The 14,833-nt window shown below is 41.6% G+C and carries 15 protein-coding genes and 1 other annotated feature; all 15 genes read left to right on the top strand.

Going from position 1 to position 14,833, the window contains the following annotated elements; translation table 11 throughout:
- The first annotated feature begins 7 nt into the window (after positions 1-7).
- The 15 genes from YK48G_RS13260 to YK48G_RS13190 all read left to right on the top strand — a co-directional run bounded on the left by YK48G_RS13260 (position 8) and on the right by YK48G_RS13190 (position 14,728).
- Positions 8-553 (top strand): NYN domain-containing protein, encoded by a 546-nt coding sequence (locus YK48G_RS13260; protein WP_203631181.1) that lies wholly within the window; start codon positions 8-10, stop codon positions 551-553.
- A 198-nt stretch (positions 554-751) separates the two neighbouring features.
- Positions 752-1,306, top strand: a complete 555-nt coding sequence (locus YK48G_RS13255; RefSeq protein WP_203631180.1) for a sigma-70 family RNA polymerase sigma factor — start codon at positions 752-754, stop codon at positions 1,304-1,306.
- A 51-nt stretch (positions 1,307-1,357) separates the two neighbouring features.
- Complete coding sequence (gene rpmG / locus YK48G_RS13250; protein WP_203631179.1) at positions 1,358-1,507, top strand: 50S ribosomal protein L33; 150 nt, start codon at positions 1,358-1,360, stop codon at positions 1,505-1,507.
- Positions 1,508-1,533: 26 nt separating this feature from the next.
- Positions 1,534-1,710 carry a preprotein translocase subunit SecE gene (gene secE, locus YK48G_RS13245; RefSeq protein WP_203631178.1) on the top strand — a complete coding sequence of 59 codons (177 nt, stop codon included), beginning with the start codon at positions 1,534-1,536 and terminating at the stop codon, positions 1,708-1,710.
- A gap of 95 nt (positions 1,711-1,805) precedes the next feature.
- Complete coding sequence (gene nusG / locus YK48G_RS13240; RefSeq protein ID WP_203631177.1) at positions 1,806-2,354, top strand: transcription termination/antitermination protein NusG; 549 nt, start codon at positions 1,806-1,808, stop codon at positions 2,352-2,354.
- 23 nt (positions 2,355-2,377) lie between these two features.
- The gene (locus tag YK48G_RS13235; protein ID WP_232365385.1) at positions 2,378-3,235 is read left to right on the top strand and encodes an alpha/beta hydrolase; all 858 of its coding nucleotides are present in this window, start codon (positions 2,378-2,380) and stop codon (positions 3,233-3,235) included.
- A gap of 119 nt (positions 3,236-3,354) precedes the next feature.
- A complete protein-coding gene (rplK, locus tag YK48G_RS13230; RefSeq protein ID WP_013728260.1) occupies positions 3,355-3,780 on the top strand; it encodes a 50S ribosomal protein L11 in 426 nt (141 codons plus the stop codon).
- A 101-nt stretch (positions 3,781-3,881) separates the two neighbouring features.
- On the top strand, positions 3,882-4,589 hold the full coding sequence (gene rplA / locus YK48G_RS13225; RefSeq protein ID WP_203631175.1) for a 50S ribosomal protein L1: 708 nt from the start codon (positions 3,882-3,884) through the stop codon (positions 4,587-4,589).
- Between the two features lie 60 nt (positions 4,590-4,649).
- Positions 4,650-4,758, top strand: a sequence feature (ribosomal protein L10 leader region).
- 26 nt (positions 4,759-4,784) lie between these two features.
- Positions 4,785-5,297, top strand: a complete 513-nt coding sequence (gene rplJ / locus YK48G_RS13220; protein ID WP_203631174.1) for a 50S ribosomal protein L10 — start codon at positions 4,785-4,787, stop codon at positions 5,295-5,297.
- Positions 5,298-5,338: 41 nt separating this feature from the next.
- The gene (gene rplL / locus YK48G_RS13215) at positions 5,339-5,704 is read left to right on the top strand and encodes a 50S ribosomal protein L7/L12 (protein ID WP_203631173.1); all 366 of its coding nucleotides are present in this window, start codon (positions 5,339-5,341) and stop codon (positions 5,702-5,704) included.
- 256 nt (positions 5,705-5,960) lie between these two features.
- On the top strand, positions 5,961-8,522 hold the full coding sequence (gene mprF / locus YK48G_RS13210; RefSeq protein ID WP_203631224.1) for a bifunctional lysylphosphatidylglycerol flippase/synthetase MprF: 2,562 nt from the start codon (positions 5,961-5,963) through the stop codon (positions 8,520-8,522).
- A gap of 829 nt (positions 8,523-9,351) precedes the next feature.
- Positions 9,352-10,518, top strand: coding sequence for a galactokinase (locus YK48G_RS13205; protein WP_203631172.1), 1,167 nt, complete (start codon positions 9,352-9,354; stop codon positions 10,516-10,518).
- A gap of 394 nt (positions 10,519-10,912) precedes the next feature.
- Positions 10,913-11,917, top strand: a complete 1,005-nt coding sequence (gene galE, locus YK48G_RS13200; protein WP_203631171.1) for a UDP-glucose 4-epimerase GalE — start codon at positions 10,913-10,915, stop codon at positions 11,915-11,917.
- A gap of 2 nt (positions 11,918-11,919) precedes the next feature.
- Complete coding sequence (locus YK48G_RS13195; RefSeq protein ID WP_203631170.1) at positions 11,920-13,386, top strand: UDP-glucose--hexose-1-phosphate uridylyltransferase; 1,467 nt, start codon at positions 11,920-11,922, stop codon at positions 13,384-13,386.
- A 346-nt stretch (positions 13,387-13,732) separates the two neighbouring features.
- Entirely contained in the window at positions 13,733-14,728 is a 996-nt protein-coding gene (locus YK48G_RS13190; RefSeq protein ID WP_203631169.1) for a D-2-hydroxyacid dehydrogenase, read from the top strand.
- The last annotated feature ends 105 nt before the right edge of the window (positions 14,729-14,833 follow it).

Raw genomic sequence — 14,833 nt, 5'->3', positions numbered from 1 at the left:
GAAAAACATGAAAGAGGATCTGTTAATAGTTGATGCTTACAATATGATCGGCAATTGGCCGCATTTAAACAAATTAAAGCAGGCTAACCGATTGGAAGATGCCCGGGACCAATTGTTAGCAGAACTGTCTGAATACAAGAAATATCGGGATATCAACATGATCGTTGTGTTTGATGCGATGTATGTTCCGGGCAATTCCAAGAGCTTTCGAAAATTTGATATGGAGATTGTGTGGACGAGCAAAGATCAAACCGCTGATAGTTATATTGAAGCGTTGGCTCGTCGCAGGCAGGATCGTTTTACCCAAGTAATCGTTGCAACAAGTGATCAAGCAGAGCAGTGGACGATTTTTTCTGGTGGGGCGCTGCGGATTCCAGCCAGAGAATTGTTAGCCGATATGAAGCGGGCAAAGCAAGAAGTAGATTTAGAAGCGCGAAAACTGACGGATCAATCACAAGTGATTCGCCATTCACCGTGGAATCCAAAACAATTGTTGGCATTAGAGAAATTACGTAATCAATTAACCGATGATCATAAGCCGTCATCCAGTTAGCCATGACGTCTGCTTTTGGTCGATTAAATTAATTTGATGGAATTTGTGATTATAAAAATATTTCTCTCGTGATATTTTGAAATTGGTATAGGGAAGATTCCAGGGTGGTGAACCCGGGTTCGCTTGTCAGTGGATAGTGCCTTTTGTAATGTAAGTGCCAAGGTTAATGACACATACAATTACAAGGGGAATCCAAATATGATTACTGAAGAAGAAATTGCAATCATTAAGTTGGCTGGTCAGGGGGATAGCGAAGCGTTTGCGAGGTTATTTAACCGCTATCATCCAGTTTTGCGAAAGATCCGCCGGCTTTATTTTATCAGCGGAATGGACGCAGAAGATATTGAACAGGAAGCCCGGATCGTACTTTACCGTTCAGCCCAGAAGTTTGAACCAGGCCGTAACATTTCATTTGGCAGTTATTATAGCCATAACCTTAAGAACCGGGTTTTTGACTTGATCCGAGCAAATAACGCGAAAAAGCGGCTGCCGATTGATGCGCTTAAGTCAATTGAGGCAAATGAAAGCTTTTATGAAGCAACCGTGGCTGATCTCGCTGCTTGGAGCCCAGAACACCTGGTGATTGTTGGCGAAGAGCTTTTACAATTATATAAGAGCTGTTCCCGCCTTGAAAAAGAGGCTTTTGCTAAAATGTTGCCGAATAGTGACCCAACATTCAAAATGGCCGCCCATCGATCGATTTTAAATGCTTTTGAACGTTGCCGGCAAAAGTATCTGGACAGGATAAATTGACGTAAGTAAAATAGCATGCTAGAATTACTATGCCTGTTAGGAGGTGCCGAGATGGCACAGAAAAAAGTTGCATTGGCTTGTTCAGTTTGTGGATCACGGAATTATACGATTCCCGCTAATTCTAACCGAACTAAGCGATTAGAGCTTAATAAATTTTGTAAGTATTGTGGTAAGTATACTTTACACAAAGAAACACGATAGCTTATGCAAAGTTAGGAGTTAACAAATTGAGATTTGCAAGATTTTTAAAAAGCGTTGTTGATGAGATGAAGGTCGTTACTTGGCCAACCGCTAAAGAAAATCGGCGTGATACCAGTACAGTTTTGGGAACTTCAATTATAATGGCGATCTTTTTAGGCGCTGTGGATTGGATTGTTCAGTGGGCGCTTACGTTTCTGGCATAGCCAATTCGAAGAAAATTTGATATAGTTATGTTGTAAAAACCTGCAAACAGTGTCAGGTTTTTTTATTTGACATGATTTTTAAGGAGATTATAAATATGGTTGAGTCAGCAGAGAAACAATGGTATGTGTTACATACTTATTCTGGTTATGAAAACAAGGTGAAGTTAAACTTGGATAGCCGGAAGGAATCTATGGGGATGCAGGATTATATCTTTAGGGTAGTGGTCCCTGAACAAGAGGAACACGAAGTTAAAAATGGCAAAGATGAAGAAAAAATGGAAAAGACCTTTCCTGGCTATGTCTTAGTTGAAATGATTATGACCGACCAAGCTTGGTATATTGTTCGGAACACACCCGGAGTAACTGGATTCGTTGGGTCTCACGGCCAAGGTAGTAAACCAACACCATTGTTGCCAGAAGAAGTGGATCTGGTCTTGAAACGAATTGGCATGAGCTCAAGGCACGAAGAATTGGACGTTAATGTTGGTGATACCGTTAAAATTGTTGATGGGGCCTTTACTGGCTTAGATGGCAAAGTGACTGAGATTGACAATGAAAAGATGCGTCTGAAAGTTAATATTGAGATGTTTGGCCGAGAAACCAGCACAGAACTGGAATTTGACCAAGTGGATCCAATCCAATAGCTCACAGCAAGTAGGTGGTTCAGGTGATTCAGGGTATTGGCCTCGGATTAATCATTATTTTGGTGGGAGTTGGCTATGCTTGTTGGCGATGGTTTAGCGCTCTGGGTCGTCCCCAATCGGCGCAGACTCAAGTTCAAGCAGAGAGTGAACTTAACGGCGTGCCAACGATTTTTTTACCGGGTTATTTTGGCAATCGTTTTTCGTTTGGCTTTTTGTTACGGCGACTGGTTGCTGCCTATGCAGCCAATAAATCAATGGTGATTTTTGTTGACCGCCATGGAAAGCTCAAGGTTATCGGCGATTTAGCTGATACCCGCAGTTTGGTTCAGGTTGTTTTTCGCGACAAAACGTCTCGGCCTAAACAGCAGGCTGAATGGTTAATGACGATTTGTGAGCTTTTGGCCACTCAGTATGGTGTCGCTGCGGTTAATTTGGTTGGCCATTCAATGGGGTGCATTACAATTTTTTGGTTCTTAACGCACCACCAACAGGCAATGCCGCTGGCCATTAAACGGGTCATTACAATTGCTGGGCCGTTTAATGATTCAGAAATTGCTAAAAGTACGGGTGAAATAGATGCTTACCCAATTAATGCCACCGGCCCACAAGAAAAAACCGCTATCTACCGCGCGTTAGCCAGAAAGGTCATGATGATACCTAAGGGAATTAAATTCCTAAACATCGCTGGAACCATTAGCACCGATCAGCAAAACGATGGTCAAGTGTCGCTAAATAGTGCTTTTTCATTAAGATACTTATTGCGAGATCCGCTGATTTATTATCGGGAATTGGTTATTCGTGGTAAGCGGGCAACTCATCGACTGCTCCATGAAAATCGGGTGGTCGATGCTCACATTGCCAAATTTATTTGGAACGCATAATTTGCCTTGTTGAATACAGGGTTTTATGGTATATTGAATTGGTATGTTTACGCATACTGACGTGGGAGGAGAAATCTGCATCTCCAATTACCACACACGGACTTAAGGAGGTATGTCTCGTGGCTAAAAAAGTAGCTAATATTGTTAAATTGCAAATTCCAGCGGGCAAAGCAACACCTGCCCCTCCAGTTGGTCCTGCTTTAGGTCAAGCAGGTATCAATATCATGGGATTTACAAAGGAATTTAATGCACGAACTGCTGATCAAGCAGGCATGATTATTCCTGTCGTAATCACTGTGTATGAAGATCGTTCATTTGACTTCATTACTAAGACTCCACCTGCTGCTGTGTTACTCAAAAAAGCTGCTGGTGTTCAAAAGGGTTCCGGTGAACCAAACACTAACAAGGTTGCAACTGTTACTAAGGACCAAGTTAAAGAAATTGCCGAAACTAAAATGAAAGACCTAAACGCAGCTGATGTTGAAGCAGCAATGCGTATGGTTGAAGGAACTGCACGTAGTATGGGCTTTACTGTCGAAGGATAGTCTGACCATTTCTACAGTTCAGGACTTTAACGATGATGCACTGTTTCACGTCGCGTGGGAGGTTTATCCGTTATAACCACAAAGCAAGGAGGAAAACACACATGGCTCGTAAAAGAGGTAAAAATTACAAGACAGCACTTGAACAGGTAGATCAATCAAAAGCATATCCTGTGACTGATGCTGTTGATTTAGTTAAAAAAATTGATTTTGCAAAATTCGACGCAACTGTTGAAATTGTTTTTAAATTAAACGTTGATACGAAGCAAGCCGATCAACAATTACGTGGTGCCGTTGTTTTACCTAATGGAACTGGTAAAGAACAAACGGTTATCGTATTTGCAAAGGGCGATAACGCCAAGGCTGCAAAGGATGCTGGTGCAGACTTTGTTGGCGATACCGACTTAGTTGAAAAAATTCAAGATGGCTGGCTTGATTTCGATGTTGCCATTGCCACTCCAGACATGATGGCACAAGTTGGTCGTCTTGGTCGAGTTCTTGGACCAAAGGGCTTGATGCCTAACCCAAAGACTGGCACGGTTACAATGGATGTTGCCAAAGCCGTTCAAGAATCCAAGGCTGGTAAGGTAACTTATCGGACTGATCGTGACGGTAACGTTGCCGTTCCAGTTGGTAAGGTTTCATTTGGAACTGACCAACTTGTTGGTAACTTAAAGACCATTACTGATGTGATTGTAAAAGCTCGTCCGGCTTCTGTTCGTGGCGTTTACGTTAATAACGTTTCAATCTCATCAACATTTGGCCCCGGCGTCAAGGTGGACTTAGATTCATTTGATGCGATTAAGGCTTAATAGGTTTTGATTTATAAAGAATCCCTAATTGACGGCTACTGCAAGTTTGTGGTAAGCTACTAGTTGCTGATAAATACGCCTAAGACTCAGGTGGCTTTTGCCTTAATATCCTGCCGAGGAATTAACTTTCTCTATGTCTTGGTGGGCATAGGGATTTTTTATTAAATCCCAACTGAAATTTTGGGAGGTGAAATTTTGAGTAAAGAAACTGTTGCAATTAAATCAAAAAAAGTTGACGAGGTTACTGATTTATTGAAGAATGCTTCATCAATCGTGATTGTTGACTATCGTGGTTTAACCGTTGCCGAAGTCACTGATTTGCGTAAGCAATTACGTGATGAAGGCGTTAAGATGGAGGTTATCAAGAACAAGATCTTGGATCGAGCATCTGTTAAAGCTGGGTTTGAAGGCTTAAAAGATACGTTTGCTGGTCCAACTGCCGTTGTGTTCTCTTCTGAGGATCCAATTGCCGGCCCAAAGATCGTTCATAATTTTGCCAAAACGAACGATGCGCTTCAAATGAAGGGCGGCGTGATTGATGGTGAAGTTGCCAGTCTTGATGAAATTAACGCTTACGCTGCATTGCCTAGTCGTGAAGAATTGTTATCAACTCTTGCTAACATTCTTCAAGCACCTGTTCGTAACTTTGCGTACGGTGTTAAAGCAATTGCTGACAAGAAACAATCTGACGATGGCGACGCTGCCTAAGTTGGAATTAATTAATCCAATTATAATGGAGGAAAAATATAATGGCTTTTGATAAAGATAATATTATTGATCAATTAAAAGATGCTTCAATTACTGATCTTAACGACTTAGTTAAGTCAATTGAAGATGAATTTGGTGTTTCTGCAGCTGCTCCAGTTGCTGCTGCGGGTGCTGCTGGCGGCGATGCTGCTACTAAAGACTCATACGATGTTGAGTTAACTGAATCAGGTGACCAAAAGGTTAAAGCCATCAAGGCTATCCGTGACATCACTGGTCTTGGCTTGAAGGATGCTAAGGGTCTTGTTGATAAAGTACCTTCAGTTATCAAGGAAGGCGTATCAGAAGACGAAGCTAACGAAATCAAGGAAAAACTTGAAGCCGTTGGTGGTACGGTAACTCTTAAGTAGTCAAGCTTAATTCGAAAGTCTCAAATTAGTGTACAATCACTAGTTTGAGGCTTTTTTATATGGTCACCCGCCATTCAGCACGATGTTAATGTGGCAAATTGGGCTAGGCTTAGGTAATTCTTAAGTTTGCTACAGTTAAGGTCGCTGATTGTTGCTCTTAGTTAGATTAATTGGCATAATAAACGAGAATGACATTTTGTGGGGTGAGAGTGTGGTAAATGCATTTGAAAGGTTCAAACAATTTATTAACAAACGGATGACGCTCATCAAGCTCATCTTTGTGTTCTCGGTGTTAATCTTTGTTGTGAGGCAGTTGGCAAAAATTATTCGAGAAGTGAATGGGGAGCAGTTTAAAACGGCCCTTGCCAGCCAGTCAAAAGAATCTTTGTTATTAATGCTGATCTTTGGGTTTGTTTCAATTCTGCCGATGTTAATTTATGATTTTTCAATTGTTAAATTTTTACCAACTAAATATTCGCCGAGTTACGTTATTCGAAGTGGTTGGGTTGTTAATACGTTTACCAACTTATTGGGGTTTGGCGGCTTATTGGGGGCTAGTCTTCGGGCACATTTTTATGGTAAGGGAGCAACCAAGAAGCAAATTCTTTACGCAATTTCCAAAGTCGCGTTATTTCTCGTTTCAGGGCTATCGCTTCTTTGCTTGGTTTCGTTGATCATGATCTTTGGCTTTGGGATTGGTACCACATTTGCCCATTACTGGATTTGGTTAGTAGGCGGGGCTGTCTATTTTCCAGGGGTATTGATATTTACTAAGCTTAATCAGGCTAATTTTTTTAAAGATTTAACGACGCAACAAGAACTCACGATGACAGTTGGCTCATTTTTAGAATGGGGGAGTGCCTTAGGGTTCTTCGTGCTAATTGGTTATTTGATGCATTTACCAATTAATTTGTCGCTGGTTATTCCGATTTTTGTGGTTGCCAACGTTGCCGGGGTCGTTTCCATGATTCCTGGTGGGTTAGGGTCTTTTGATATCTTTGTTATTATTGGCCTTGGCTTCATTGGGGTGACGCGAAGTGATGCTTTAGTTTGGATCTTATTATACCGGTTGTTTTATTATTTATTGCCATTTATTGTGGGGGTTGGTCTCTTCATCCATGATACGGGGCACAAACTGAATGAATTTTTAGATGAGTTACCGCGTATTCTAATCCAACGAGTTGCGCAGGTGTTTCTAACGGCGTTTATGTATTTTTCCGGGATTATGATGCTGCTATTTGCGACGGTACCCAATGTCGTGATTATGAACCGATTATATGTTCGATTAGTACCATACTCAATCTTCTTTGTGAGCCACATGATGAACATTATTGTTGCATTTTTATTGATTGGTTTGGGCAGCGGCATTTGGGCTCGCACCAAGCGGGCGTTTTGGCCGACCGTGGTTGTCGTCATCTTGTCAATAATCAACACTTGGTTTAATGAGGCGTTTACGTGGCGGATGATTACGATTTTCGTGGTGATTTTAGTGACTCTTTGGCTATCTCGTGGGGTACTTTATCGTGATCGAATGGCAAACTCGTGGGGGGCGCTTGTCCTCAATAGTTCTATTTTTATCGTGACGTTTGTTGGCTACACTTTGATTGGTATTGCGGCTAACCGCCACTCGCCACTACACTTTGATGCGGCCTATCTGTTTCCATCAGAAGCAATTTGGTTAGTGGGATTTATTGGGTTATTAATTGCGATGTTGGTATTGGTGGCCACGAATCTTTATTTAACTGCAAATCGGCCTGGGTGGTTAAAGCAACCCTTTGATGAAGCTCGGGTTAAGGCAGTCATTCAACAATTTGGTGGCACTGAGGATAGTCACTTGGCGTTTTTAAAGGATAAACAGATTTATTTTTATCAAGAAGATGGCGTTGATCAAGTCTTCTTTATGTACAAGCCAATTGCTGATAAGTTATTGATAATGGGTGAACCAGTTGGCAATCCTGAAAAAGTTGAGGCGGCCATCAATGACTTTATGGTAGCCGCGGATAAAAATGGCCTAAAATTACTCTTTTATGAAATTAATCAGGCCCTTACAATGGGGCTCCATGAGAATGGCTTTGATTTTATCAAAACAGGTGAAGACGGCTTAGTTGACCTCGCTCAATTTACGCTAAGCGGTAAACGTCACCGTGGCGAGCGGGCTTTGATGCATAAATTTGACCGGGAAGGCTATCAGTTTGAAATTATAAAGCCGCCGTTTAGCCCAGAATTGATGCAGAAATTGAGACAAATTTCTGATGAGTGGCTGGCTGGTAAAGTTGAAAAGGGCTTTTCACTAGGATTCTTTGATGATGATTATCTAAATCAAGCACCGATCGCGGTGATGAGAGACGCTGATGATGAGATTGTTGCGTTTGCTAATATTATGCCGGATGGCAATCAGGTCACCACTTCAATTGACTTAATGCGGTCATCGGCCAAAGCGCCCTCGGGAATTATGGATGGGATTTTGATTCATTTATATGAGGAATCGCTTGAGAAGGGCTTTAAATACTTTGATTTAGGAATGTCGCCCTTATCCAACGTTGGGATGTCTAAGTTTAGTTTTACACAAGAGCGGATTGTTCATTTAATTTACCAGTATGGGTACAAGTTCTACCGGTTTGAAGGCTTGCGATCATATAAAGATAAATACGTTGATAAGTGGGAGCCCAAATATATCGCTTATTATCGTGGCAGTTCGCTGGTCTTTTCGGTTCTCCAAGTATTGTTAGTCGTTAACCGGCCACGTAACCAAACCGTTAGCCGAACCCCCAAGTTATTGGACTTTATCTTTGATACAGAATCAAGGGGCCGTGAATAAAGTAGTGACATTAGTCAAAAATCGTCAGCCTAGTCTCTTCAACTAAGCTGACGATTTTTGCAATAGATCGGTTATGATTGATTTTGAGGCGTAAAGGAAGACGCAATTTTTTCAATGGGGATTCTTAGTTTTTGGTCCAAACTACCAAACGCTTAAAAAATCGGTGACTCTGGTAGAAAGTAATTCACCGGGTGTTCAGGTAAAGGTCGATAAAAGAGTGAAAGCTAGCATTGATCATTAGAACCTTTCATTGGTCGAACTTATCACGTAAGGAACTGTCAAATTTGATGCTAACCACGCCACCAAGCATGATGCGAGATGTAATAGGCCTTCTTATGGGTGGTGATAAGAAAAAGCCAATTATCCCGGAAATATAGCATCGTATTCGTATAAGAGACCTGTCATTTCAGTAGCCAACGTGATTAAATGCCACGAGTCCCCAGCGAGTTTAAATCTGATTGTCTTGGGTCATCAGATGCCTTCTCATGTTTATTAAAAGTGAGCGGAGCCAAAGAGCCTAAATTGGAAGCTAACGATTAGGTTCAATGTTAGAATTACTTTGATGGTTGCTCATTTAGTGTAAAAATTTACTGAAATTTACTGTATTAGTATCCAAATGGTCAAAATTCTAGTCAATCGCTTACATATCTTGTGAAAAATCATTACCAAGCTTTAAATAATTTAGGAGATTTGACCATTTGGCGGCTTAAATTGAGACTAATAAATTGTGAAACGATTGGTTAAAAGATGGTTGACAATCATTGAAAAATGCGTTAAATTTTATTTGAGTAAAGTTTACTAAAATCTATTATATAGAGGGATGAAATCTATGATTGCAGAAGAAGTACAAACCAAATTCAAACAAAAATTTGGCTATGATGCATCTCGTGTCTTTTTCTCGCCCGGACGAATTAATTTGATCGGTGAGTATACAGATTTTAACGGCGGCCACGTCTTTCCGTGCGCAATTAGCATGGGAATTTACGCTGCTTATGGGAAGCGTGATGATAACCGGGTTCGAATGTACTCGGCTAACGTTGCGGATCAAGGGATTGTCGAATTTTCGTTGGACGATTTGGCTTATGACAAAGCAGCCGGATGGGCTAATTACCCCAAGGGCATGATGTTGGAAATTATGAATCAGGGTCATCAATTTAGCCATGGCTTTGATCTAGCCGTTTATGGGAATTTGCCTGATGCTGCCGGGTTGTCATCTTCAGCGGCCATCGAGCTGTTGACCGGTGAAATTGTTAACGATGTTTTTTCTTTAAATATCAATGAGCTTGATTTGGTTAAATACGGTCAGTTAGTTGAAAATAATTATATTGGTGTTAACTCTGGTATTATGGATCAATTTGCGATTGGGATGGGCAAGAAGGAACAAGCAGTCTTACTTGATACGAATAACCTTAAGTATGAATACGTTCCCGTTAAATTAGGCGATAATGTGATCGTCATTATGAACACTAAAAAGCATCGTGAATTGCAGGACTCTAAATATAATGAACGCCGGGCCCAATGTGAAGAAGCCTTAAGGCGATTACAAACGAAACTTGATATTAATTCATTAGGCGATTTAACTGAAACCGAGTTTGATGAGCACACTTATCTGATTAATGACGATGTTTTGATTCGTCGAGCTCGTCACGCCGTGTTTGAAAATCAGCGGACACTGCAAGCTAAGAAGGCACTAGTTAATAATGATTTGAATCAATTTGGCCATTTGATTAATGCGTCGCACGTGTCGCTTCACTATGACTTTGAGGTGACTGGAAAAGAACTTGATACTTTGGCCGAAACTGCTTGGAAACAGCCTGGCGTAATTGGGGCTCGAATGACTGGAGCCGGCTTTGGTGGCTGTGCGATTGCAATTGTTGATCGTCATCAAGTCGATGCCTTCAAGCAAAACGTTGGTCAAGCTTACGAACAAGTTGTTGGCCACCCAGCTGAATTCTATATTGCAGAAATTTCGGATGGACCAAGAGAAATTAAGTAACTAGGACAGCTGTGCAAAGCAGAAACTTCCGCATAAAACATCTTGGCCAAAAATCCAAGCCCGGGATTTCCGACCAAGATGCCTTATGCTCCAGTTTCTAACCGCTTTGCTCCGCTCACTTTTGTAGGACAGCTGCGCAAAGCAGGAATCTGCGTGTAAGCACCTTTGTGAAAAATTCCAAGCCCGGGAATTTCCCACAAAGGAGCCTTATACTCCGATTCCTAACCGCTTTGCTCCGCTCACTTTTGTAGGACAGCTGCGCAAAGCAGAAAGCTGCACCTAAGGCTACTTGCCCAAAAATCCAAGCCCGGGATTTCCAGGCAAGTAACCTTAGGCTCCGCTTTCTAAGCGCTTTGCTCCGCTCACTTTTATTAATTAATAGGAGGAATTTAAAATGGCAATTTTAGTATTAGGTGGGGCAGGTTACATTGGTTCTCATACCGTTGATCGCCTGATTGCGAATGGTTACGACGTTGCGGTTGTTGATAACTTGGTAACCGGCCATCGAGCTGCAGTTAATGACAAAGCACGGTTTTATGAAGGCGACGTCCGTGACAAAGCTTTCATGAATTCGGTGTTCGACAAGGAAATCATTGATGGGGTCATTCATTTTGCTGCCTTTTCAGTTGTGCCGGAATCAATGGAAAAGCCATTAAAGTATTTTGATAATAATACTGGTGGGATGATCAGCTTGCTTGAAGTGATGCATGATCACAATGTTAACAAGATTGTTTTCTCATCAACGGCGGCTACTTATGGTGAACCTAAACAAATCCCAATCAAAGAAACCGATCCACAAGTCCCGACTAACCCATATGGTGAAAGTAAATTAGCCATGGAAAAAATTATGCATTGGAGCGACGTTGCCTATGGCATTAAATTCGTTGCTTTACGATATTTCAACGTTGCTGGTGCTAAACCAGATGGTTCGATTGGTGAAGACCATCATCCAGAAACTCACTTGGTACCAATTATTTTACAAGTTGCCTCGGGTGAACGGGATCAATTAACGATCTTTGGCGATGATTATGATACGCCAGATGGGACCAACGTTCGGGACTATGTTCATGTTGTCGACTTAGCTGATGCGCACATTTTAGCCTTGAAATATTTGCAAACAGGGCATGATTCTGATGCCTTTAATTTGGGATCTTCAACTGGATTTTCAAATAAACAGATGTTGGATGCGGCCAGAGAAGTGACTGGCAAACCAATTCCAGCCAAAATGGGCCCACGGCGGGCTGGTGATCCAAGCACGTTGATTGCTGCCAGTGATAAAGCCCGCAAAGTCCTTGGCTGGAAGCCCCAATTTGACGATGTTCATGAAATTATTAAAACTGCCTGGAATTGGAAGCAGACGCATCCAAAGGGTTATGACGATCGGAAAGGAAATGCATAGGCATGACACAATCAGCTGTTGAAAAATTTACCGATTTGATCATCAAATCGGATTCACCTTACACCAATGTTGATCGAATTTACGTGACCAACCTGATTTTTCGCCTGATTGGTGATGGTTTTGGTGAACCAACTCAAAGCACGGAAGCGGTTGATCTTGCCAATGAACTTGTTGATCTGGCAATTGAGCATGGAAAGATTGAAGATTCAATTACTAACCGCGAAATTTTGGAAGACCAACTAATGGATCTGCTTACGCCGATTCCGTCTAAGGTTAATGAGATTTTTTGGACAAAATATCAAAAGTCACCTGAAGAAGCAACCAATTATTTTTATGGGTTAAGCCAAAATAACGATTATATCAAAACCCGGGCAATTGCTAAGAATATCTCATATCTTGCCAAGACAGACTATGGGGATTTAGAAATAACGATTAATCTGTCAAAACCAGAAAAAGATCCCAAAGCAATCGCCGCGGCTGGCCGCAAGAAGTCAACAAGTTATCCGGTGGGGCCACTCGCAATTGAAAACGAAGGGTATTTAGGACGACTAGGATATCCAGCTCGAAGTAATCACCGGGTAATCCGAATGATGATTAACGGTGAGCCGTGGGGCTTCCAATATTCGCCATATGCGTATTTTGGCGAACATGCGATTTTTCTCAATCAAAAGCACGTTCCGATGTCCATTGATCAGCGAACGTTTGTTAACTTGACGGATATTATCAAACAATTGCCGCACTATTTCGTTGGTAGTAATGCAGATTTGCCAATCGTTGGCGGATCATTGTTAGCTCAAGACCATTATCAGGGTGGCCGCCACACTTTCCCAATGATGAAAGCTGGAATTGATCGGCCGATCGACCTCGGAATTGACGGTTTGACAGCTGGAATTGTGAAATGGCCAATGGCAACAATTCGTCTACTCAGCAAGGATGCGAATCAAGTCGTTGATGCAGCAACTAAAATTGCCAATACTTGGCAGACTTATTCAGACGAGTCAGTGAATATTCGCGCATATACGGATAACACTCGGCACCACACAGTGACGCCCATTGCTCGAATGAATGGCGATCAGTTTGAAATGGACATTGTGTTGCGAGATAATCAAACGTCCGCAAAGTATCCTGACGGGATTTTTCATCCACATCAAGATGTTCAACATATCAAAAAAGAAAATATTGGCTTAATTGAAGTGATGGGGCGAGCAATTTTGCCTGCCCGTCTGAAAACAGAAATGAAAGAAGTCGAAAAGTACGTTTTAGACGAGCCTAATCAAATTGCCGATTATCACAAACCATGGGCTGATAAGCTTAAGCAAACGGACCATTTTACCAAAGAAAACGTTGAGCAAGTGATCAACCAAGAAATTGGGTTAGTTTTTGCCAGGGTCTTAGAAGATGCTGGTGTTTACAAATGGAATGATGAAGGTCAAGCCGCTTTTGACCGATTCGTGCAAGCAATTAAATAAGTGGCATTTTAACGGGACTGAAGCTAACACCTTGTTTATGGCTTTTAATGAAGTCGAGACGAGGCTGTATAGGCATTAGGGCCCGTTTGTTTTATGGTATGATAATATAACAGATGTAATTGAGTCAGAATAACTGTACTAAGTAGAAGAGGATGCTTAAGTCTACGGGTAAGCCGTTTTCTAGATGCTTTGCTTCGCTCACTTTTGCAGGACAGCTGCGCAAAGCAGAAACTTCCACATAAAACATCTTGGCCAAAAATCCAAGCCCGGGATTTCCGGCCAAGATGCCTTATGTTCCAGTTTCTAAACGCTTTGCTCCGCTCACTTTACTTTTTAGGAGGATGACATGAAATTTATTGCTTATAACGTCAGGGATGATGAAATTCCGTTTATCGAAAAATGGGGGAAGGATCATCAAATTGAAGTGGCTTATACGACCACGACGTTAACACCAGAAACCATTGAAGAAGCCAAAGGGTATGATGGAATTTCTGGTTTGCAGACGATTGCCTATACCAAAGAATTGTTTATTGCTTTTCGAAAGCTCGGGATTAAGTATTTAGCGTTGCGAAACGTGGGCGTTGATAACCTGGATTTACAAGCGGCAGCCGACAATGGTGTTAAAATCACCAATGTGCCGGCATATAGCCCAGAAAGTATTGCGGAATTTGCTGTTACCATGGCCCTGTTTTTGTCTAGAAAGGTTGGGTATATGCAACAACAATTGCGGCAAAAGCAAGAATTTCACTTTTCACCAGACTTTATGGGCCGATTGATTAGTGAACAAACCGTTGGGATTGTGGGTACCGGCCGCATTGGTCAACACGCAATTCGGCTGTTCAAAGGTTTAGGCGCAAAGGTAATTGCTTATGACAAGTATCCAATTAAAGATACTCATGGTGAGTTTCACTATACAACTAGTTTTCAAGATTTAGTTCGGCAAAGTGATATCATCAGTTTACACATGCCAGCCACTCCAGATAACTATCATGAGTTTAATCATGAAACTTTTGAGTTAATGAAAAACACAGCGCTTTTCATTAACACAGCAAGAGGGTCGATTGTTGATACCGCCGATTTGATTTTTGCCTTACAAAGCGGAGAAATTGCTGGTGCCGGGATTGATACCATTGAAAATGAGTCTGCCGATCTTCAAGATTCACGGTCAACAAAGCAAGTGACTGATGCCGATGTCATTAAGCTGTCAATGATGCCCAATGTTTTAATCACGCCGCACTCTGCGTTTCATACTACTCGCTCCGTAATGAATATGGTGAATATTTCAATGGATCATTTAAAAGCAATGGTGGAAGGAAAACCAGTTAGTGACATAGTTGACTAGCGATGGTTTTTATAAATGTTGACAATCATTGCGGTAGGGTTGAACTCACGTGTTTTAATGTGCTTAGTGATGGTTGGAACATTGCTAAAAATGGTCAATCGGCTC

The organism is Lentilactobacillus fungorum (assembly GCF_016860605.1).
GTDB lineage: Bacteria > Bacillota > Bacilli > Lactobacillales > Lactobacillaceae > Lentilactobacillus > Lentilactobacillus fungorum.
Note: the sequence above shows the minus strand (reverse complement) of the source record. Positions and strands in the feature narration are given on the sequence as shown.